This window comes from Clostridium chrysemydis (genome assembly GCF_015234215.1).
Taxonomy (GTDB): domain Bacteria; phylum Bacillota; class Clostridia; order Clostridiales; family Clostridiaceae; genus Clostridium; species Clostridium chrysemydis.
In genome coordinates, this window is record NZ_JADEKP010000007.1 from 60,479 (window position 1) to 80,045 (window position 19,567).

25 protein-coding genes and 1 other annotated feature are annotated in these 19,567 nt (G+C 29.4%); of the genes, 24 read left to right on the top strand and 1 reads right to left on the bottom strand.

The genetic code is table 11. The features are described 5' to 3' along the window. Positions 1–177 precede the first annotated feature (177 nt). The 22 genes from INR60_RS17580 (at position 178) to INR60_RS14515 (ending at position 14,496) form a co-directional block, all read left to right on the top strand. Positions 178–306, top strand: coding sequence for a hypothetical protein (locus INR60_RS17580; RefSeq protein WP_274380452.1), 129 nt, complete (start codon positions 178–180; stop codon positions 304–306). Positions 307–422: 116 nt separating this feature from the next. Further along, positions 423–1,793, top strand: coding sequence for a 23S rRNA (uracil(1939)-C(5))-methyltransferase RlmD (rlmD, locus tag INR60_RS14415; protein ID WP_194192196.1), 1,371 nt, complete (start codon positions 423–425; stop codon positions 1,791–1,793). A 338-nt stretch (positions 1,794–2,131) separates the two neighbouring features. Further along, a complete protein-coding gene (locus INR60_RS14420; protein ID WP_194192197.1) occupies positions 2,132–2,521 on the top strand; it encodes a hypothetical protein in 390 nt (129 codons plus the stop codon). Between the two features lie 106 nt (positions 2,522–2,627). Next, positions 2,628–3,161 carry a DUF4303 domain-containing protein gene (locus INR60_RS14425; protein WP_194192198.1) on the top strand — a complete coding sequence of 178 codons (534 nt, stop codon included), beginning with the start codon at positions 2,628–2,630 and terminating at the stop codon, positions 3,159–3,161. Between the two features lie 8 nt (positions 3,162–3,169). Continuing rightward, positions 3,170–3,856 carry a hypothetical protein gene (locus INR60_RS14430; protein WP_194192199.1) on the top strand — a complete coding sequence of 229 codons (687 nt, stop codon included), beginning with the start codon at positions 3,170–3,172 and terminating at the stop codon, positions 3,854–3,856. A 27-nt stretch (positions 3,857–3,883) separates the two neighbouring features. Beyond that, entirely contained in the window at positions 3,884–4,039 is a 156-nt protein-coding gene (locus tag INR60_RS14435) for a hypothetical protein (protein ID WP_194192200.1), read from the top strand. 104 nt (positions 4,040–4,143) lie between these two features. After that, entirely contained in the window at positions 4,144–4,377 is a 234-nt protein-coding gene (locus INR60_RS14440; protein ID WP_194192201.1) for a hypothetical protein, read from the top strand. A gap of 218 nt (positions 4,378–4,595) precedes the next feature. Continuing rightward, positions 4,596–5,093, top strand: coding sequence for a hypothetical protein (locus INR60_RS14445; RefSeq protein ID WP_194192202.1), 498 nt, complete (start codon positions 4,596–4,598; stop codon positions 5,091–5,093). 27 nt (positions 5,094–5,120) lie between these two features. Then, positions 5,121–5,489, top strand: a complete 369-nt coding sequence (locus INR60_RS14450; RefSeq protein ID WP_194192203.1) for a hypothetical protein — start codon at positions 5,121–5,123, stop codon at positions 5,487–5,489. Positions 5,490–5,554: 65 nt separating this feature from the next. Continuing rightward, entirely contained in the window at positions 5,555–6,415 is an 861-nt protein-coding gene (locus INR60_RS14455) for a CbrC family protein (protein WP_338015017.1), read from the top strand. A 13-nt stretch (positions 6,416–6,428) separates the two neighbouring features. Next, complete coding sequence (locus tag INR60_RS14460; protein ID WP_238480460.1) at positions 6,429–6,950, top strand: hypothetical protein; 522 nt, start codon at positions 6,429–6,431, stop codon at positions 6,948–6,950. A 25-nt stretch (positions 6,951–6,975) separates the two neighbouring features. Next, positions 6,976–7,542 carry a hypothetical protein gene (locus INR60_RS14465; RefSeq protein WP_194192205.1) on the top strand — a complete coding sequence of 189 codons (567 nt, stop codon included), beginning with the start codon at positions 6,976–6,978 and terminating at the stop codon, positions 7,540–7,542. 47 nt (positions 7,543–7,589) lie between these two features. Beyond that, positions 7,590–8,213, top strand: a complete 624-nt coding sequence (locus tag INR60_RS14470; RefSeq protein WP_194192206.1) for an ankyrin repeat domain-containing protein — start codon at positions 7,590–7,592, stop codon at positions 8,211–8,213. Between the two features lie 205 nt (positions 8,214–8,418). Further along, positions 8,419–9,294: an ankyrin repeat domain-containing protein gene (locus INR60_RS14475; RefSeq protein WP_194192207.1), complete on the top strand. Its 876-nt coding sequence runs from the start codon at positions 8,419–8,421 to the stop codon at positions 9,292–9,294. Positions 9,295–9,443: 149 nt separating this feature from the next. After that, on the top strand, positions 9,444–9,767 hold the full coding sequence (locus INR60_RS14480; RefSeq protein WP_194192208.1) for a PadR family transcriptional regulator: 324 nt from the start codon (positions 9,444–9,446) through the stop codon (positions 9,765–9,767). 1 nt (position 9,768) lies between these two features. After that, positions 9,769–10,128, top strand: coding sequence for a DUF1048 domain-containing protein (locus tag INR60_RS14485; RefSeq protein WP_194192209.1), 360 nt, complete (start codon positions 9,769–9,771; stop codon positions 10,126–10,128). A 13-nt stretch (positions 10,129–10,141) separates the two neighbouring features. Then, positions 10,142–10,489, top strand: coding sequence for a DUF1048 domain-containing protein (locus tag INR60_RS14490; RefSeq protein ID WP_194192210.1), 348 nt, complete (start codon positions 10,142–10,144; stop codon positions 10,487–10,489). A gap of 151 nt (positions 10,490–10,640) precedes the next feature. Further along, positions 10,641–10,856, top strand: a binding site (T-box leader). 64 nt (positions 10,857–10,920) lie between these two features. Further along, positions 10,921–11,586: an amino acid ABC transporter permease gene (locus tag INR60_RS14495; protein WP_194192211.1), complete on the top strand. Its 666-nt coding sequence runs from the start codon at positions 10,921–10,923 to the stop codon at positions 11,584–11,586. Continuing rightward, positions 11,567–12,244, top strand: coding sequence for an amino acid ABC transporter permease (locus INR60_RS14500; RefSeq protein WP_194192212.1), 678 nt, complete (start codon positions 11,567–11,569; stop codon positions 12,242–12,244). The genes INR60_RS14495 and INR60_RS14500 overlap by 20 nt, the downstream gene beginning before the upstream one ends. A gap of 12 nt (positions 12,245–12,256) precedes the next feature. Next, the gene (locus INR60_RS14505) at positions 12,257–12,985 is read left to right on the top strand and encodes an amino acid ABC transporter ATP-binding protein (protein ID WP_194192213.1); all 729 of its coding nucleotides are present in this window, start codon (positions 12,257–12,259) and stop codon (positions 12,983–12,985) included. Positions 12,986–13,005: 20 nt separating this feature from the next. Next, positions 13,006–13,833, top strand: coding sequence for a cysteine ABC transporter substrate-binding protein (locus INR60_RS14510; RefSeq protein WP_194192214.1), 828 nt, complete (start codon positions 13,006–13,008; stop codon positions 13,831–13,833). Positions 13,834–13,938: 105 nt separating this feature from the next. Continuing rightward, positions 13,939–14,496 (top strand): DUF6512 family protein, encoded by a 558-nt coding sequence (locus INR60_RS14515; RefSeq protein WP_194192215.1) that lies wholly within the window; start codon positions 13,939–13,941, stop codon positions 14,494–14,496. Positions 14,497–14,518: 22 nt separating this feature from the next. Here INR60_RS14515 and INR60_RS14520 read toward each other — a convergent pair whose 3' ends face one another. Then, positions 14,519–15,076: a TetR/AcrR family transcriptional regulator gene (locus tag INR60_RS14520; RefSeq protein ID WP_194192216.1), complete on the bottom strand. Its 558-nt coding sequence runs from the start codon at positions 15,074–15,076 to the stop codon at positions 14,519–14,521. Positions 15,077–15,292: 216 nt separating this feature from the next. On the opposite strand from INR60_RS14520, the gene INR60_RS14525 reads away from it, so the two are divergent. Beyond that, complete coding sequence (locus tag INR60_RS14525) at positions 15,293–15,994, top strand: ABC transporter ATP-binding protein (protein ID WP_194192217.1); 702 nt, start codon at positions 15,293–15,295, stop codon at positions 15,992–15,994. 10 nt (positions 15,995–16,004) lie between these two features. Next, positions 16,005–19,403 carry an FtsX-like permease family protein gene (locus tag INR60_RS14530; RefSeq protein WP_194192218.1) on the top strand — a complete coding sequence of 1,133 codons (3,399 nt, stop codon included), beginning with the start codon at positions 16,005–16,007 and terminating at the stop codon, positions 19,401–19,403. Positions 19,404–19,567: the final 164 nt, after the last annotated feature.

The following is a 19,567-nucleotide window of genomic DNA, read 5'->3' on the forward strand; positions in this document are numbered from 1 at the left end:
GATAAGAAAAAAGCTGTTATATCAGATTTGATATAACAGCTTTTAAATTTATGAAATTGTACTTATTTTAACAAGTTTAAAATAACCTTAAATTTGTTTTATTTTGTAGAAAAGAGTACAAGATTAGGTGTACAATCATATTATAGAGTAAACGTTTATATATAGGAGGTAGCTAGTATGTGTGATGTAAAAGCATTAGTTAAAAATTGTGATAAGGACCACTTAGGAAAGTTAATAGGAGTAAGTGCACTTGCTATAGTAGGACTTGGAGGGGCAATATTTTTAGCTACTAAATTAAAAAAATAATACTTAAAAATTTTAGAGTTGTTTTGGGAATTTATCTTTAAAGGTAAGTTCCTTTTTATTTTCCTATCACCTATGCTATAATTAAGCAGATAAAAAGAAGAAAAGGACGGATTTCTATGGTTACAAAGAATGAAGAATACATATTAGATATTATTTCAGAAGGTTATGAAGGCGAAGGAGTAGCTAAAATTGATAACTACCCTATATTTGTAGAAGGTGCCTTAAAAGGCGAAAAAGTTAAGATTAGAATAGTTAAAGCTTTAAAAAATTACGCGTATGGAAGATTAATTGAAGTTTTAGAAAAATCAGAAGGTAGAGTAGAGGCTGCTTGTAAATATTATAAAAGATGTGGTGGTTGCAGACTTCAACATATGGATTACAAAACACAATTAGACTTTAAATTCGAAAGAGTTAAAGATTGCGTAAGAAAAATTGGCGGTTTAGATGAAAGTATAGTTAAATATCCTTTAGGAATGGAAGAGAATCCTTATAGATATAGAAATAAAGTTCAATTACCTATAGGATTAGTTAATGGAAAAGTAAATGTAGGATTCTATGCACCGAGAAGTCACGACATTATAGATATAGATAAATGCTTAATCCAAGAGGAAGATGCAGATACAGTTTCAAAGATAACTAAAGAATGGATCGAAGAGTTTAATATAAGACCTGCTTTTGTTGATGGGAAGTTCGATAAAAAAGGTTTAGTTAGACACATAATGATAAGAAAAGGCTTTAAAACAGGTGGGGTTATGGTAGTCTTAGTCGCGACTAAAGAAGACGTACCTCATTTAGATGATTTAGTTAATAGATTAAAAGAAGAATTAAGCGGTTTAGAAAGTGTTATATTAAATGTTAATAACAAAGACACTAACGTTATTTTAAGCAATAACTGCAAAACTATTTATGGAAATGATACTATAAAAGACTATATAGGAGAGTTTAAATTTAATATATCTCCTTTATCATTCTTCCAAGTTAACCCTATTCAAACAGAAGTTTTATACGGAAAAACTTTAGAATACGCAGATCTAACAGGAGACGAAGTAGTATTTGATGCATATTGCGGAACAGGAACTATAACACTATTCCTATCACAAAAAGCTAAAAAAGTTTACGGTGTAGAAGTAATAGAACCTGCAATAATAAACGCAAAAGAAAACGCAAAAATAAATAAAATAGAAAACGCAGAATTCTTAGTAGGAAAGTCAGAAGAAGTTATTCCAGAACTTATAGAATCAGGAGTAAAAGCTGACGTTATAGTAGTAGATCCACCTAGAAAAGGTTGCGACGCAAAACTTTTAGAAGCTATAGGAAAAGTTAAGCCAAAGAAAGTAGTATACGTATCATGCGACCCAAGCACCCTAGCTAGAGATCTAAAAATACTAGAAACACAAGGCTACAAAACTAAAGAAATACAACCCGTAGACATGTTCCCACAAACAAGCCACATTGAGAACGTAGCTTTGCTTGTCGAGGAACGATAGTGACGAAGAGAAGTAATATAGTACGTTCCATGCAAGAGTTGACCAAGAGGCCGAACGACAGAGAAGGGCGATTGGAATCAACTTACTGCTGAGAACAGTAACTCCACACATCAAGGAACGATAGTGACGATTAATTTAGAATAAACTACTTAATAGTTTTTAAAATTAAATAGATATAAATAAAGCAGACAGCAAATTTATTAATTTGCTGTCTTTTTATATAAAAATTAAAATCTAAAATAACTACTTGTGTTATAAGTTTAAATAGAAAAGATAATATATGATATAGTCATAGTAAGAAAAGTTCTAAATTTAGGTTATGAAGTGCGGAGGGCACTATGGAAATTTTAGAGTTATTAAAAGGTATAAAAAGAGAAAAGATGAATCTTGTAGAACTAGTAAATGCCTTTGAAAAGATGTGTAAAATAAAAATCAATGGAGTGGATGAAGAGGAGGATATGATCTTATTTGAAGTAGAGGGATTTTCAGGTAAGTCTTGGACTTGTTTTTCATTAGTTAGGCAGTTCCCAAATGAAGATGAAGAATATATCCAGCTGCATTTAGATATTAGATATAAAATAGATACAAGAAACAATTTACCTTCAGAATCTATATGGAGTGAAGAGGTTAGTGGAAACTTCTTTGATTATATAAGAAATTCTGAAGGCTATTTATTCTTAAAAGATAAACAGATTATTAAAGTAGATGTTTTTATGGACGAGACTTAAATAGTACAATCAAAGCTGTTGTAAATACGTAAAGTGAGAAGCTTACAGTATGGGGCTGAATAAGAACAATTAAGATGGTATAGATATAACAAGGGAGAATTATATAATGATAAATTTTTTAAAGGAATTTGAAGAGAAATTTAGACAGGAATTTTATAACGATATCAAAAATCTTCTTGAAAAAATAAGTAATGAAAAGGTATATGCTTGTGCGTTTGGAACAGATAGCGATTTTTGTACTCTTTTTCTTGCAATTAATACAGAGGAATCCCTTAAAAAACATATAACCGATATGGAAAATGAGGGGCTATGTAACAGTCAGGAAGATAAAATTTATTACAGGTGGTGTTTATCTGAATTCAAATATGGTAACTCGCACTTTAACCATATTTATAAGCTTCTAAATTCTACGGAAAACGTATCTGATTATAAAGATAATATAGTTGAAATCATTGCTAAAACAGTGCTTGGTACTGATTCAGAAATTTTTAAGCAGTATGGACAATCAAAAGAAGATATAACTTTCTTTGTATCTATGACAGATGATGATATGGCGGAAGAGTTAGAAAACCAATCTGTTATTAAAATGACACCTAAAGATTTGGCTAAAGATTTTTTAATGAGATATGGGAGGAGATAATTAATATAATGAAAAAGTTTTGGGGTATTGCAAAAAAATCAAATATTACGGTTGGGTGTACAGGGCAAACGGTATATATTTATGAAAATGATTTAGAGATAGCTAAGTTTAAAGATATCAAATACGGTTATAAGGCTATGTTTTGTCCGAGTAAAGATATATTCGTCGTTAAATCAACTAATGGTATGCTTGCGATATATTCATTAGTTGAATTAAAATTGCTCCGTAAATTTCGTTTTTCAAAGGTAAGTAACTCACAAGATGATGGTTTTTGCTTTTCTAAAGATGGTAAATATTTTTACAATATAGAGCGTAATATATCTAGCTTTAAAACACGCTTAGGGATATATGATACAAGCAGTTTTGAAGTAGTAAAATATCTTTTTACAGAGGATGATTCTATAGTATTAGATCATATTGAATTTGATTTTGAAAAAAACAGTTTATTTATTCTTGGCTTTATGCGAGATGATAGTGGTAGTTTTAATTATGGATTTGTTTCTGAGTTTATAAATGATGAATTAATAAATTTTGCAAAAATTACTGATGAACAATACGAATATATCAAAGGATTTAAATCCCTTGAAAGCTATGGATTTACATCTAAAGCTAAGGAATGGTCAGATTTAAAATACAAAGGGTATAACTTAGATAATATAGAGGAAAATCAAATAAATATTTCTGATTACTTATAAATTTATATTATATTTTAGGGGGGTAAAATGAATTATAGTAAACTAATAAAATCATTAGAACTAATTAAAGAAAATCTTAGTTCTTCAAAGAGCAGAGTTTTATTTAATGTAGACGTTCCAGCAACAAAGGCAGAAATTGAAGAAACAGAACGAGAGGTTGGAAAAAACTGCCTAGAAGCTTAAAAGAATTCTTTTTAACTGTATCTAAGGATATAAATTTTTTTATAGACATTGATGAAACATTACTTAAAGAATTAGAAAAAAATAAGGAGTTAGCTAACACTGGATTGTTTGAATTAAACTTAAGTTTAGAAGGTGTTATAGATGCAGAGGATAATAAAGAAAATTGGATAAATACATGTTTCTCTAATCTAGAAGATGATTATGATAAGGTTTGGCATAACAAACTAGGGCTTATGAGTGTTGGTAATGGTGATGTAATAGCCTTTGATTTATTAAGCGATAAAGAGGATCCAAATGTTGCTTACCTTAGTCACGATGATGCTAAAGAGCACGGGTAGGTCTTAGGACTTAGCTTTGAAAGTTATATCACAAATTATGTTGGAATAGCTTGCAGCGGCTTAGAATCATGGGGAACAGAGCCTTTTATAACTGATACTAAAGTAGGAATTGATATGACTTGTGATAATGCTATTATTCTTAGAAAAATATTAGGTTTACCTGAAGAATATTTTTCTAAAAATTAATAGGTGAAAATAAAAAAACTAGGAGGAATATTATGAGTAAAGTAGATTTAAATGAAAGATATTATGAGTATATAGCAGATTTAGATGACAATACGGAAAAGGTATTAGAAGAAACGATATTAGTTGCAGGTAAAGCTTTTTGCATTAGTGATTTAAATGATAGTGAAACCATTGCAAGTGAAGTAAGAAGCTTTATAGATAGAATTTTAGAAACAGGGGATTTCCCAAAAGAATACCAAAGCCTTGATGAAGTATGTATAGCACTTGGCGCATTATATGGGCATTCACTTAAAATTAGTTATGGATGGAGCTGGAAAGTGTTTGGAAAAACAGAGGAAGACTCTATGTGTGGAGTAGTTTCTCCAAAAAAGAACTTCTGTAATCCTTCTTTTAATTATATTTATAGTATTTTAATTGGAAGTAATTATGGGTCAGATGTAAAAAAAGAAAACACAGTACTTCTTTCTTATAATATGATGAAAGATATTGATAAAAAGCCAATGGACCTTAAGTATTATCCGATTTTATAACAAATTGGAAGTAGAGGAGATATTTTTATGAATTCTTTTAAAATTGGAAATACAGAATTTTCAACAGGTGATATTCAATTTTCTATTGAAAAAAGCCTATTGAGTCTTGAGGTTAACGGGAACAAAGATGTTTTTGATAAACTAACAGAGGATTATGATAGCGAATGGAGCTTTGCGTTATATCCTCCGAAATTTTATTTATATGATATTCCGTATGAGGATAAAAAAATAATGATAGATGAAGATTTTAGCTACAAATATGATGTCTCCCTTTATATGATGGAGTACAACGATTTTATAGGTACGTTAGAAATAACAGATAAAAGTATTAATATTCAAGGGCAAGTTGATATTATGGGGGATGTATTATCGCTTTCTATTATACTTGAAAAGTAAACTTGTAAAAATTTATTATTAGGTGAAATCAGGATTTTTTACGAAATGTTTAACTAAAAAATGAGGTGATAAAAATTAATAAGTACCTTAAAGAATATATAACATTAAAAAAGAATTACGAGCGTCAGGGCGGGGATAGCACAAGTGTGCTTGCACTTTATGAATTTAAGGACAGACTTTCAGTAATTGAGGGGACAGAAGCAAAAAGTGTATTAGTTGATGTCTATCAACAGTTAGGAATGATGAAAAGTGCGTACCTCTTATTTTTGACTATTATAGAGCAAAGTAATAAGAAACAAATGAAAAAGCTTGCACTACTGCAAGAGCTCTGCAAAAGTGATGGTGACAAATATGCTTTGCCAAGCTCTGAGATAGAAAGTGAGCAAACGGAATATAAGGAGCGATTAAAACACTTGCCAAAGTTTCGATATCATCCTAATCCGCTTGGGACAGGCGTTTTTAAGGAGGGAGAGGCGAGAGTTTGCCCTTGTTGTGGTAATAAGAGCACAGTTTATTATTGCATCATGCCATATTGCATCGAAACGGTTGAATACCTCTGCCCCACTTGCATTGCAAACGGCGAAGCAGCAAAAAAATATGATGCCAGCTTTGTTCAAGATGCCGAGTGGGTAGGTGAGATAGATAACGAAAAGGATGATGAGCTTTTTAACCGTACTCCAGGGTATTTAAGCTGGCAGGGGGAACACTGGCTTTCCTGCTGTGGCGATTACTGCGCTTATTTAGGTACAGTAGGAACAAGGGAGCTAAAAGTTATGGATATCGCCGATAAGGTTTTTGCTGAGTATGCTACACGAGACGAGTTTGAGTGTATTGAAGAATATCTGGTAAAGGATGGCTCGCTTTGTGGATATTTATTTCGTTGCCTTCATTGTGGCAAATACCAAATTTGGGTAGATGCGGATTAACGGAAGCTATAAAATGAGAAAGCCTGAAGATATTTTTGGACATATGACTTGGAATATTGATGGAATGGCATTTGGATCTGATGCAGCTGGTGGTGAATTTGTTTCGTTATCAGACGGAACTATTGGTTTCAACAGTTCAGAGGGAGAGATAGGTCGTATAGCAGAAAATATGAAAGAATTATTTGGATTATTAATTAATTGCCCCTGTTTTAAGGATTTCTTGGTTGATGATATTTACAAAGACGATATTTCTCTTAAAAAGTGTGCTGAAGCTATTGAAGCACAATATAGAGATGATTTTAATTCTATTGGCATATACGATTGGGATAGTGTAAAAGAGGAAATTTCAAAAGAGTTAGGTTTTTCTGTTGATTATTCTATATATGATACTACACTAAAAAAATTTTATAATGCAGGGACACGAGAACCACAGTATAAGAGAACTTTTAAAGAAAATGATGTTATAAAAAAATCTAATTGTATTATTTCTAGGCCGATGGAAGAGTGGATAAAAAATATGCTTAGCGAGTATTAATATAAATATTAAGAGGAGTATAACTATGTCAAAAATGAATAAATTTCAAAAAACCGCAGGTGGAACGATAGAGCTTGATTGGAACTTAGTTGAGGAGGAAATTGGTTTTAAATTACATGATAATCTAAAAGACTTTTATTCACGAATACTAGGTAGTAAAAATAGAATACTAGGCAGTAAAAATAAATCAGGTATTATTTCTGGAATAATAAAATTTAATCCCATTGAATTTGTAAAAAGATATGCAAATAAAGAAAACTGGCTAGATGATGCAAATAGTAATAACAGTTATGCAGAGTTTACCCTTTGTCTTTTAGAGCAAACAAATGAAAAATATATTTTAGACTTTATTTACGAGGCATTTAGGGGAGAATGGACAGGTGGAAATGACTTTGGAGATAGAGCATATGTAGGTGAAATTTTTATTAATATAGGTCAAGTATCCATTCTTTTCAATAATGATACTGGAGAATTTGAATGGGTAGATTTTGGATATGGAAATTTTGATACATTTTCTGATAATCCATATGGTATAGTGGCTGATAATACTCAAGAGTTTCTTAATAAATTCAAGGTTGTAGATATTGATTAGTTAAACAGAATATATGATAGAGGTTGAAATAATAGGAGATTAAATTTATGGGGAAAAATATAGATGAAAAAGATAGTAGAGGAAGGACTCTACTTATAAACTCAATAGTTAAAAGAGAGCAAGTAGATTCAATAGAGTCTATAATAAAGGCTGGTGCGAATTTAGAGTTAAAAGATAAATTAGGGGATACTGCACTTAAAAAAGCTATAAAGTTTAAAAGGGTGGATGTAGTAGAGTTATTAATTAAAAATGGGGTCAATATTCAAAGCGAAAATATAGAAGATTCTCCTTGGTTTTTTGCTCGTAAAAATAAAAAAATTGCGGATATATTATCAGAAACAAAGGGAGCTATAAGGTTAACCTTAAATAAGGATGAAGAAAATATATTAGAAGAGCTTTTATATAATGAGGACATAGAGGATATATGCTCAAAAATAGAAAAGTTAGATTCAAAAGAGATATTACATGCAATTATATTAGAATATAATTATGATGATGAGTTGCTACCTGTAGTAACTGTTTTAAAAAATGACAACTTAAAAGAAATAACAGCAATAGAAATAATAGAATTACTAACAGATGGAGATATATCAGATTTAAAAATTTCTTATGAAAAAATATTTAACCTAATTAATAATAAATATTCAGATTTAATATCTAGGCTTAAATAATATGTACTTAGATTGCTAAATTTAGAAGGAGATTTTATGAGAAATATACAAACTATAAAAAATCAGATTGGTAAAAGAGGCTACTTAAATAGTGATATTTATAGAGAGGCAATGATAAATATGAGGTTTGAATATATGTATCTTTAATGAGTAAAGAGGAAATAGATAAAAATCTTGATGTCTTGTTTAAGAGAGGAGTTTAATTATGGAAAAAGATAACTCTTTGCTCTATGCATGCTATATAAATGATATGGATTTGATTAAAGAGAGAATAGTAGGTGTAACATCTGCTCAATTAAAAAAGAGTACTATAGAAACAGGTACACCATTGCATGCTGCTGCTAAAAATGGAAATATAGAAGCGATTGATCTTTTATTATCAGCTGGTGCAGATATAGAAAAAGGGAATTTTATGAAAAATAGTCCGTTACTTACTTGTATAGAAGAAAGAAAATTAGATATAGCGAAATATTTGATTGAAAAGGGTGCAAATGTTAATAAAAAGGGATGCCAAAACAGAAATGCGCTAAGTCAGTTGATACTATATGCTTGGGATAAAAACTTTGCAGAGTTTTTAGTAGAGAAGGGATGTTTAGTTAATTCAACTTCAGTAGATAAGACACCCCTATTAGAAGATGCAGCGATAACCAATAACTGTGATGCAATAGCTTTTTTATTGGAAAATGGCATAGACTTAGCGAATTTAAATAAATCACTTTGCTTTGCAATTATTTATAATGCACCAAAAGCAATAAGTTATCTAATAGAACTGGGAGCTGATTTAGATTCGATGTATAAAAGCTGTAAGGGTGTTTACAAGTCACTTTATCACGATACTTTAGTGCTTGATAATCGTGGTGATAGAAGAGAAACAATCAAAATTCTTCTTGAGGCTGGTGCTGATTTTAAAACGGAACCTGTAAGAGTAGTAACGACTCTTACTCTTGAAAAAACAAAACTAAGTCCTTATGAATATGCTAAGGAACGACTTTCTAAATATCCAGAAGATACATTTATAGCTAAGAATTTAGAATTGATAGAAGAATATAAAAATAAAAGGATTCCAGTTGGAGAACTTTAAAAATAAATAGATATTATACAGAGTGGCTAAAGCCACTTTTTTTTCGTTTAAATAAAATATTATATTGACAGTCATACTACTTAGTAATACTATATAGAGGTAGTAAGTAATACTAAATAGTAAAATGAAAAAATGATGAGGTGATTTATTTGGAAAATATAACAGAAATGCTAAAAGGGATACTAGAAGGTTGTGTCCTTGAAATAATAAGCCATGAAGAGATATATGGATACGAGATTACAAAGAGGCTAAATGCACTTGGATTTAAAGATGTTGTAGATGGAACTGTCTACACTATTTTAGTTAGACTTGAAAAGAATAAATTAGTAGAAACTACTAAAAAGCCATCGGAGATGGGGCCTCCTAGAAAGTTCTTCACCTTAAATGATGCAGGAAAAGAAGAATTAAAAAACTTTTGGGAAAAGTGGGAGTTTGTTTCAGGAAAGATAAATCAACTAAAGGGAGGGATTTAATATGTTTGATAAATTTATAAAATTAGTAATTGGTGATTTAGATGAAAAACGTGAATACAAGCAGATGATGAAAAGAGTTGAAGAACTTCCGGAAGACTATAGATTTGCCTTTAAGAAAATTCAAAAATATATGTACACAGTAGGAGCGCCAAACGGTGATATAAGCATATTTAAAGACTTAAATATGTTTAATGAATTAATCGGGTTATTTCAAACTAGCGCATTTGATAAAAAGCCTGTGACAGAGGTTGTAGGAAATGATGTTAGTAAGTTTTGTGATGAATTTATGGAAGCTTTTAGCGATAATTCAGAAACTATAAAAGAAAAAATAAATAAGGAAATTAAAGAAAAACTTAAATAAAGGAGGGGTAACTTTGATTAAATTTATTAAAAAAATGATCAATGACAAAAAAGAATATAAAAATCAAATGGAAAGAAAAGAAAAATTACCAGAGGATTATAAATTTGTCTTTGATAAAATACAAGAGTATATTTGGAGATTTGCTTCAGGAGACGGATCTGAAATGCTAAAAGTACAAGGTGACTTATTAGATTTATTTGAATATAGTGCATTAGAAGGTAAAAAGGTTTTAGAGGTAACTGGGGATGATGTTATTGGATTTTCAGATGAGCTTTTAAGTGGTAGTAAAAAGTGGACTGACAGGTATGCTGAAAGATTAAATAAAGAAATTATAAATAATGCTAAGAAAGACAATAAATAAAATTATCAATAGATTTAACTATTAATAAGTAAAATAGAATATTAAAACAGCTCCTATTAACAGATTATTAATAAAAATAGTTATAAAAAAATATTGACAATTATTTTCCATATTGTATACTATAAATCATAGTAATCCTATCGGAATAGTTATAATAGCGTTGAAGAAGAGAGTAATATTTTTTAGAAGTCTACAGAGAGAAGGAGTAGCTGAGAACCTTTGATGAAGAAAAATATGAAGTGCACTTTGGAGCTAATCTTTGAAATAGTAGTAGAAGATAAGGGGAGCCCTATATAGCCTTGAAAGAGAGACAATACATATTGTCTAACCTAGAGTGGAACCGCGGAGTTTTAGCTTCGTCTCTTATTAAGAGACGAGGCTTTTTTTTATATCCAAAATTCGCTTTAAGTAAATAAAAAGGGGGGATAAAAATGGGATTAGACATAGATTTTATGATAAAAAACATTTCAGTATTTTTAGATGCTATGAAAATAACTCTAGAAATCGCTTTTTTAGGAATAGTTTTATCATTGATAATAGGAATAATAACAAGTAATTTAATTTATTTTAAAGTCCCAGTTTTAAGTAAGATATCAAAAATATATATAGAACTTTCAAGGAACACACCTTTATTAATCCAATTATTCTTTTTGTATTACGGATTAACTAAGTTTGGAATTAGTTTTTCAGGATTTGAGTGTGGAGTTATAGGGTTATCATTTTTAGGGGGAAGTTATATGTCTGAAAGTATTAGGGCAGGTCTTGAAGCAGTACCAAAGGGGCAGATTGAATCTGGTATTAGCATAGGACTTAGTAAATTTCAAATATTTAGACTAATAATTCTTCCACAAGCATTTTCTATAGCAATACCAGCTATTGGAGCTAATAGTTTGTTTTTAATAAAAGAAACCTCTATAGTTGGATCTATTGCAGTAGCTGAGCTTATGTTTGTTACTAAAGACATAATAGGTATGCAATACAAAACAAGCGAAGCTTTAGTTATGCTAATTATAGCTTATCTAATAATACTATTACCGATTTCTATATTTATAAGATATCTAGAAAAGAGAGGAAGGTATGCTGAATATGGGGTATGATGTAATATTTCAGGGAAAAAACTTTCTAAGACTTTTAGGTGGATTACTAGTAACAGCTGAAATTGCTTTTATTTCAGTAGTTATAGCATTAATCTTAGGAACTATATTTGGAGTAGTTATGAATTCAAAGTCTAAAGTTATTAGAATTATTTCAAATATATATTTAGAGGCTATTAGGATAATACCTATCTTAGTTTGGTTGTTTGTTGGATATTTTGGGATATCAAGATTATTTAATATTCATATAGACGGAGTTGTTGTTTCTATAGTTGTATTTTCACTTTGGGGAATAGCTGAAATGGGAGATTTAATGCGGGGCGCAATTAAATCTATACCTAAAATTCAAGAAGAATCAGCTATGGCAATAGGACTAAACAAAACTCAAATCTATAGATATATAATAATTCCGCAGGCTTTAAAAAGAGTAACTCCATCTGCTATTAATCTTTCTACTAGGATGATTAAGACAACCTCTCTTGTAATAATGATAGGAGTAGTTGAAGTAGTAAAGGTAGGACAGCAAGTAATAGAAGTATCAGCAGTTAAATCACCTATGGCTACCTTTTGGGTGTATGGATTTATATTTTTCTTATATTTTATGATTTGTTATCCACTATCATTGTTATCAAAAAAATTAGAGAAAAGATGGGCATATTAAGGAGGGGGATTAATGAGTTTATTAAAGATTGATAATTTAGTAAAAAAGTATGATGACACTGAAGTTTTAAAAAATGTTTCTTTAGAAGTTTCAAAAGGTGAAGTTATAGTAGTGCTAGGGCCTTCAGGCTGTGGTAAGAGTACTTTATTAAGATGTATAAACGGCCTTGAAGAATTTTCAGGTGGGAAAATATCTTTAGATGATAAAGAACTTGGAAAAGATTTATCTTGGAGAAATGCAAGAGGGAAGATAGGGATGGTTTTTCAAAGCTATGAACTATTCCCGCACCTAAATGTTATAGATAATATACTTTTAGGACCTATAAAATCTCAAAAAAGAGATAAAGATGAAGTTTTAAAAGAGGCTTTAAAACTTTTAAAGAGAGTTAACCTTTCTGATAAGGAACTTGCCTTTCCAAGGCAACTATCGGGAGGGCAAAAACAAAGGATAGCTATAGTTAGAGCACTTTGTTTAAACCCAGAGATAATGCTTTTTGATGAAGTTACAGCAGCACTTGACCCTGAGATGGTTAGAGAAGTTTTAGATGTTATATTAGAACTTGCAAAAAGCGGTATGACGATGGTTATAGTTACTCATGAAATGAACTTTGCAAAAGAAGTTGCAGATAAGATAGTTTTTATGGATGAGGGAGAAATTAAAGAGATTTCAAATCCAAAAGAGTTTTTTGAAAATCCTAAGAGTGAAAGAGCTAAAAGCTTTTTAAATATCTTTAAGTATTAAACAAAAAGGGGGCATTAAATATGAAAAAAATTAAAAAATTATTAGGGCTAGTTTTAATAGTAGGTGTAGTTGCAGGAGCTTTTGTAGGTTGTGGTAATTCAAAGGAATCAGGGTCTATAGAAGAAATAAAAGAAAAAGGTAAGATAAGAATTGGGGTGTTTAGCGACAAACCGCCTTTTGGATACGTTGATAGTAATGGTGAAAACCAAGGCTATGACGTTGAAATAGGAAAGAGGTTAGCTAAGGATTTATTAGGTGATGAAAATAAAGCAGAGTTTGTTTTAGTAGAAGCTGCAAATAGAGTTGAGTATTTAGAGTCTAATAAGGTTGATGTTATTTTAGCAAATTTCACAGTTACAGATGAAAGAAAAGAAAAAGTAGATTTTGCAGATCCATATATGAAAGTAGGTCTTGGGGTAGTATCTAAAGATGGAAAAGTAAAATCAATAGATGATTTAAAAGGTAAAAAGGTCCTTGTTAATAAAGGGACTACAGCAGAGAGCTATTTAACTAAAAATTATAAAGATATAGAGCTTTTAAAGTTTGAACAAAACACAGAAACTTTCCAAGCTTTACTAGATGGAAGAGGCGATGCTTTAGCACACGATAACACTTTAGTTTTAGCTTGGGCTAGACAAAATCCAGGATATGAAGTTGGAATTAAATCTTTAGGGGAGCAAGATATGATTGCACCTGCAGTTAGAAAAGGCAACACTGAATTATTAAATTGGATAAATGAAGATTTGACTAAACTTAAAAAAGAAGGAGTTATAAAAGAAGCTTATGAAAAAACTTTAAAACCAGCTTATGGGGATTCAATAAAAGCTGAGGATATAATAGTTAGTTAAAAAATAGAGGCATCATTAAATTAGTTTAATGATGTCTTTAATTTATATTTAAATAGTAGAATACATATAATAACTATAATTAAATTTAGATTTAAAGGAGTAGTTATGAAAAGAAGATTATTAAAAGAAGAAAGGTGGATTATTATAGGAGTACCTGTACTTTTTATAATAGGTTCACTTTGGCATTCTATATATGAATTTACAGGAAATAAATTTTTAGTAGGCTTATTTGCCGCAGTAAATGAAAGTATTTGGGAACATACAAAAATGGTTTTACTTCCTATAATAGCTTGGTTTTTAATTTATTATTTAGTCTTCTCTAAGAAGCACAAAATAAACAAAGACAAGTGGTTAACTAGTCTTTTAGTGTCCTTATTAACTTCTATTATTTCAATACCTATGCTGTATTATTTTTATACTTCTGCCTTTGGGATAGAGAGTATAGTTTGTGATATTTTGATCTTATTTTTAGCTATAGCCTTTGGGCAAAGTTTAGCTCTTCATATATACAGATATTCTTCTAAAGGAATAAACCATAATTTAGTTAGCGTAATATTGATTTTAATAATAGGAGGGTATATTTTTCTTACTCTATCGCCTCCTAAAATACCAATGTTTAGAGATAGTATAACTAAAAAGTATGGGATAGAATATAAAAAATAAAACTTCTAAAATTTTAGAAGTTTTATTTTAGATTTATCTTATTTATTTTATTTATTATAACTACAAGTTCCTTTGGAGACTCAGGTAAGTCGTTTAAAAGCCAAGTTTCAATAATAGATAAACAACCACCTACAGAATATCTCATATAATAATTTGCTAAAGTTTTATTTTCTAGATTACTATTATTAAAAACTTTACTTACATCTATAGCATTTGCAATTTCACTTATTCTATTTAAAATACTATTATCTCTTTGATTACAAAATAAGACTCTGCAAAGATCTTTATTTTCTTTAATCAATTCTAATACTCTAAGTAAAAGCAAGCTATTATATTCTTTAGCTGGAATTTCACTTATATAAATAAGTATTTGAGTAAATAATTCATCTTCCATAGAACTAAGTAAATCAAAAGCATCTTTGTAATGAGTATAAAAAGTTCCGCGGTTAATATCAGCTTTTTTACATATATCTGTAACAGTAACTTGATGAATCTCTTTAGTTTTAAGAAGTTCAATTAAGCTTTCTTTTATTACTTTCTTTGTATAGATTGTTCTACGATTTCCTTTAATACCAGCCATTTAAAATTCTCCTCTAAATTTAGTTAATTTAATATAAAATGTTATTAAATAGACATTTTATGAAAAAGTGTACATTTAATAACGGTTAGAAATTATGTGATTATTGTCTAAGTTAGACTAATAATTTATACTTTGATTATAGTATTAAATATACAAAGTGTCTATTTAATAACTAAAAGTATAATTTAGGGGATTATTAACTAGAGGAGGGTTACTATGGCATATATAGATGTGAAAAATATACACAAAAGATATAAAGTAGGGGATAGTGAAATTGTAGCTAATAACGGGGTTAGCTTTTCAATAGAAAAAGGGGAATTTGTTATTATTTTAGGGCCAAGCGGCGCAGGGAAATCTACGACTCTTAATATTTTAGGGGGAATGGATAGCTTAGATTCAGGAAAAATAATAATAGATGGAACAGATATATCGAATTTTAATAACAAGGAATTAACTAAATATAGAAGAGATGATGTAGGGTTTGTATTTCAGTTTTATAACTTAGTTCAAAATCTTACTGCAAAGGAAAATGTAGAACTTGCAATTCAAATTACAGATGATGCATTAGATGTAGATAAAACTTTAAAGATGGTAGGGTTAGATAAGAGAAAAGATAACTTTCCATCTCAGTTATCAGGTGGGGAGCAGCAAAGAGTTTCTATAGCGAGGGCTATAGCTAAAAATCCTAAGCTTTTACTTTGCGACGAGCCAACTGGTGCTTTAGATTACAAAACGGGAAAACAGATTTTAAAAATTCTTCAAGATGCATCAAGAAAGATGGGTTCTACTGTTGTTATAATAACTCATAATTCAGCTATAGCACCTATGGCAGATAAGGTTATAAAAATAAATGATGCAAAGGTTCGAGAAGTTTTAGAAAACAAAAATCCAATATCAGTAGAAGATATTGAATGGTAGGAGTTAAGATATGAGAGCAGATAGAAAATCAATAGGTCGTGAAATTCTATCATCTAAAGCAAGATTCTTTTCTATTATGGTTATCATATTTTTAGGTGTTGCATTTTATTCTGGTATAAAATCAGCAGGACCTGATATGAATAAAACTATTAATAAGTATTATGAAGATAAAAACCTTATGGATAGTAAAATTGTATCAACTTTAGGTTTAAGTGAGGAAGATCTAAATGTACTTAAAAATGATGATAAAGTATTAGATTATTACGGAAGTCATACTATAGATGCAAACCTTACTAATATGAGTAATGTAGTAAGGTTTATGGAATATGATAAGAATAATAATATAAATAATTTTGAGGTTTTAGAGGGGCGCCTTCCAGAAAATGAAGGTGAAATTGCATTAGATGAAAAAGCATTTAAGCTTAATAAGGATTTAAAAATAGGCGATAATTTTGTAATAAAATCAGACAAAGATACAATGAAAAACTTTAAAAAAGAAAAGTATAAGATTGTAGGAAAAGTAAAAAATCCTATGTACATAGAAAAAGAATCAAGAGGAGTAACTAATGTTGGTAAGGGAACTATAGATTACTTTGGAGTCTTAAATAGTGAGGATATAAAATTAAAACCTTATACTGAGATTTATATTAGATTCAAAAATGTACAAGGGCTTGATGCTTATAGTGATGAATATAAGGATTTAACTGAAGAAAACAATAAATACTTAGAAGAGTTATTTAAAGGTAGGATTCCATTAAGAGAAGAGGAAGTTAAATCTGATATAAAAAAAGAATTTAAAACTGGATACGAAGAAATAGAAAAAAATGAAAAGCTATTAAATAAAAAAGAAAAAGATTTAAAAGAAGCTAGAGAAAAATTAGAAAAAGGTAAAGAAGAATATAATAAAAACAAAAAAGAGTTTGAAGAAAATATAGAAAAAAATGAAGCTAAGCTAAAAGATGGTGAAAGAAAGCTACAAGACGGAAAAGATGAGCTTCAAAACAAAAGCAAACAAATAATAGAAAGTGAAAAGTCTTTAGACTTAGCAAAAGAAAATTTAGATAAAGCAAAAGAAGAATTTTTAAAATCAGGAATAGATCCAGATTCTGATACTAAAGAAATCCAAAGTAATATAGAAAATTTAGATAAGCTATCTAGCGGGTTAAATTTACTTTCAAAGGATATTAAAAACACAGTAGACAACTTAAAAGAAGGAGAAGAAATACCTAAAGAAAAGATATTATATTGGAAACAGATAGGGAATACTTTAGGTTTGAAAGAATTAAATTCTTCTTTTGAAAATCTAGAAAAAGATCCTAAAAATAAGGAGTTAGCCTATTTAATAGAATCTACTTTAAACGAAAAGATTAAAGTAGTTGATTTTAATAAGAATAAGCTTCAGAAAGCTTTAATTTCAGTTAATGAGTATAAACTAGGTAAGAGTGAATACGAAAAGGGATTAAACAAATTAAACTCTGGAAAAGAAAAAATAAATATTGCGCAAAACCAAATAGAACTAAAATCAGAAGAGATAGAAAGTGCAAAAAACTCTTTAGAGAAAGGAAAAACTAAAGGGGAGGATGAGTTTTTAAAAGCTAAAAACAAATTAGAAGATTCTGAAAGAAAGCTTATTTCAGGAGAAAAAGCTATAAAAGAAAATAAAGAAAAGATAGCTAGTTCTAAAAAGGATATAGAAGAAAAGGAAAAGTCAGTTTTAGACGATATTAAAGATATTAAATATATAGTATTTGATAGAACAGACAACCAAGGTTACTTAGGATATAAAGATTCTATAAATAGTTTAGACAGTATAGCAAAGGTACTTCCAGTTTTCTTCTTTATAGTTGCAATATTAATTTGTTTAACAACAATGACTAGGATGGTAGAAGAAAAGAGAATAGAAATTGGAACTATGAAGGCATTAGGGTATGGAAACTTTGATATAGCCTTAAAATTCATAGTTTATGCTTCACTTGCAAGCGTGCTAGGATGCCTTTTAGGACTTCTTGTGGGAAGTAATATAATTCCAAGTATAATAAGTAATGCCTATACTAGTGTGTACGGATTACCTAAATTAGAAACACATTATTATCCTTTATATATAATACAATCTTTAGTTATATCAATCCTTTGTACAGTAGGTGCAGCGATGTTTGTAGTGAGGGTTGAACTTAAAGATAAACCTTGTAACTTGATGAGACCTAAAGCACCAAAGCTTGGGAAAAAGATATTCTTAGAAAGGATAACTCCTTTATGGAAAAGGTTAAGCTTTAATCAAAAGGTAACTTTTAGAAATCTATTTAGATATAAGCAACGTATGTTTATGACTATATTTGGTATAGCTGGGTGTATGGCACTTTTAGTTACTGGTTTTGGACTTAAAGATTCAAATAACGGTATAGTTACAAATCAATTCGATAAGCTTTGGAAATACGAAACTATGGTTATATTTAGTGATGATCAAACCAAAGAAGAAATAGATACGTATAACAAAACTTTGAAGAGCTTAAAAGGTTATGAGAATAATTTAGAGATGAGTAACAGAACTATTTCATTTACTAAAGAAGGAATGAATAAGCAAGTAGCAAACCTTTATGTTCCTAAGGATTCTGATAAATTAAGTGATTTTGTAGTATTAAATGATATAGTTTCAAAAGAAAATTATAGATTGCCAGATGATGGCGTTATGATAAATGAAAAGTTAGCTAAACTTTTAGGAGTAACTAAAGGTGATACTATAGAATTTAAAGATGATGATGAAAATTCTTATAAAGTAAAGGTGAGTGGAGTATTTGAAAATTATATTATGCACTCAGTTTATATGTCAGATACTTATTACGAAAAGGTATTTAAAGAAAAGCCTACCTACAATACAGATTTTATAAATTTTAATCCTTCAATTATTGATGAAAATGAGATTTCATCAAAACTAATGGATTGTAAAAATGTAATCAACGTAACAGAAGTAAGCGATATGAAAAAAACAACAGAGGAATCAGCTGCAAATATGAATGTAGTTATGCTAGTTATAATACTATCAGCAGGAAGCTTAGCTTTTGTAGTTCTATATAATTTAAATAATATAAACGTATCAGAACGTATAAGAGAATTATCTACTATAAAAGTATTAGGATTTTTTGATGATGAAGTAACTATGTATATCTTAAGGGAAAATATTATACTAACTTTACTTGGAGTAATTTCAGGGGGAGTGCTTGGAAACTTACTTCATAAATTTATAATAATAACATCAGAAACAGATACTATGATGATGTACCCTAAGATTGCTTTTACTAGCTATATTTTTGCAGGTTTAATAACAATATTTTTCTCAGTTGTAGTTATGCTTCTTATGCATATTAAACTTAAAAAAGTTAATATGATAGATGCTTTAAAATCAAATGAGTAAGATTGACTAATAAATTTTAGAAGAGTATAATTGCAATTAATATAAATAAACCGTTGATTAAGATTAGTAAATATATTGATTTAAAATTTCAGAGAGCTATTAGTTTTGGTGTGAATATAGCATTTTAATATATATTGAATGGACTTAAGAGGGAAGTGCTTAAA

What these genes read in the sequence shown, in the direction of transcription:
- INR60_RS14460 (WP_238480460.1), top strand. Translation starts at nt 6,429, where the DNA reads ATGAGAAAGCCTGAAGATATTTTTGGACATATGACTTGGAATATTGAT.
- INR60_RS14500 (WP_194192212.1), top strand. Translation starts at nt 11,567, where the DNA reads ATGCTGAATATGGGGTATGATGTAATATTTCAGGGAAAAAACTTTCTA.
- rlmD (WP_194192196.1), top strand. Translation starts at nt 423, where the DNA reads ATGGTTACAAAGAATGAAGAATACATATTAGATATTATTTCAGAAGGT.
- INR60_RS14530 (WP_194192218.1), top strand. Translation starts at nt 16,005, where the DNA reads ATGAGAGCAGATAGAAAATCAATAGGTCGTGAAATTCTATCATCTAAA.
- INR60_RS14510 (WP_194192214.1), top strand. Translation starts at nt 13,006, where the DNA reads ATGAAAAAAATTAAAAAATTATTAGGGCTAGTTTTAATAGTAGGTGTA.
- INR60_RS14435 (WP_194192200.1), top strand. Translation starts at nt 3,884, where the DNA reads ATGAATTATAGTAAACTAATAAAATCATTAGAACTAATTAAAGAAAAT.
- INR60_RS14485 (WP_194192209.1), top strand. Translation starts at nt 9,769, where the DNA reads ATGTTTGATAAATTTATAAAATTAGTAATTGGTGATTTAGATGAAAAA.
- INR60_RS14515 (WP_194192215.1), top strand. Translation starts at nt 13,939, where the DNA reads ATGAAAAGAAGATTATTAAAAGAAGAAAGGTGGATTATTATAGGAGTA.
- INR60_RS14450 (WP_194192203.1), top strand. Translation starts at nt 5,121, where the DNA reads ATGAATTCTTTTAAAATTGGAAATACAGAATTTTCAACAGGTGATATT.
- INR60_RS14420 (WP_194192197.1), top strand. Translation starts at nt 2,132, where the DNA reads ATGGAAATTTTAGAGTTATTAAAAGGTATAAAAAGAGAAAAGATGAAT.
- INR60_RS14430 (WP_194192199.1), top strand. Translation starts at nt 3,170, where the DNA reads ATGAAAAAGTTTTGGGGTATTGCAAAAAAATCAAATATTACGGTTGGG.
- INR60_RS14475 (WP_194192207.1), top strand. Translation starts at nt 8,419, where the DNA reads ATGGAAAAAGATAACTCTTTGCTCTATGCATGCTATATAAATGATATG.
- INR60_RS14465 (WP_194192205.1), top strand. Translation starts at nt 6,976, where the DNA reads ATGTCAAAAATGAATAAATTTCAAAAAACCGCAGGTGGAACGATAGAG.
- INR60_RS14470 (WP_194192206.1), top strand. Translation starts at nt 7,590, where the DNA reads ATGGGGAAAAATATAGATGAAAAAGATAGTAGAGGAAGGACTCTACTT.
- INR60_RS14425 (WP_194192198.1), top strand. Translation starts at nt 2,628, where the DNA reads ATGATAAATTTTTTAAAGGAATTTGAAGAGAAATTTAGACAGGAATTT.
- INR60_RS14445 (WP_194192202.1), top strand. Translation starts at nt 4,596, where the DNA reads ATGAGTAAAGTAGATTTAAATGAAAGATATTATGAGTATATAGCAGAT.
- INR60_RS14495 (WP_194192211.1), top strand. Translation starts at nt 10,921, where the DNA reads ATGGGATTAGACATAGATTTTATGATAAAAAACATTTCAGTATTTTTA.
- INR60_RS14525 (WP_194192217.1), top strand. Translation starts at nt 15,293, where the DNA reads ATGGCATATATAGATGTGAAAAATATACACAAAAGATATAAAGTAGGG.
- INR60_RS17580 (WP_274380452.1), top strand. Translation starts at nt 178, where the DNA reads ATGTGTGATGTAAAAGCATTAGTTAAAAATTGTGATAAGGACCACTTA.
- INR60_RS14520 (WP_194192216.1), bottom strand. Translation starts at nt 15,076, where the DNA reads ATGGCTGGTATTAAAGGAAATCGTAGAACAATCTATACAAAGAAAGTA.
- INR60_RS14505 (WP_194192213.1), top strand. Translation starts at nt 12,257, where the DNA reads ATGAGTTTATTAAAGATTGATAATTTAGTAAAAAAGTATGATGACACT.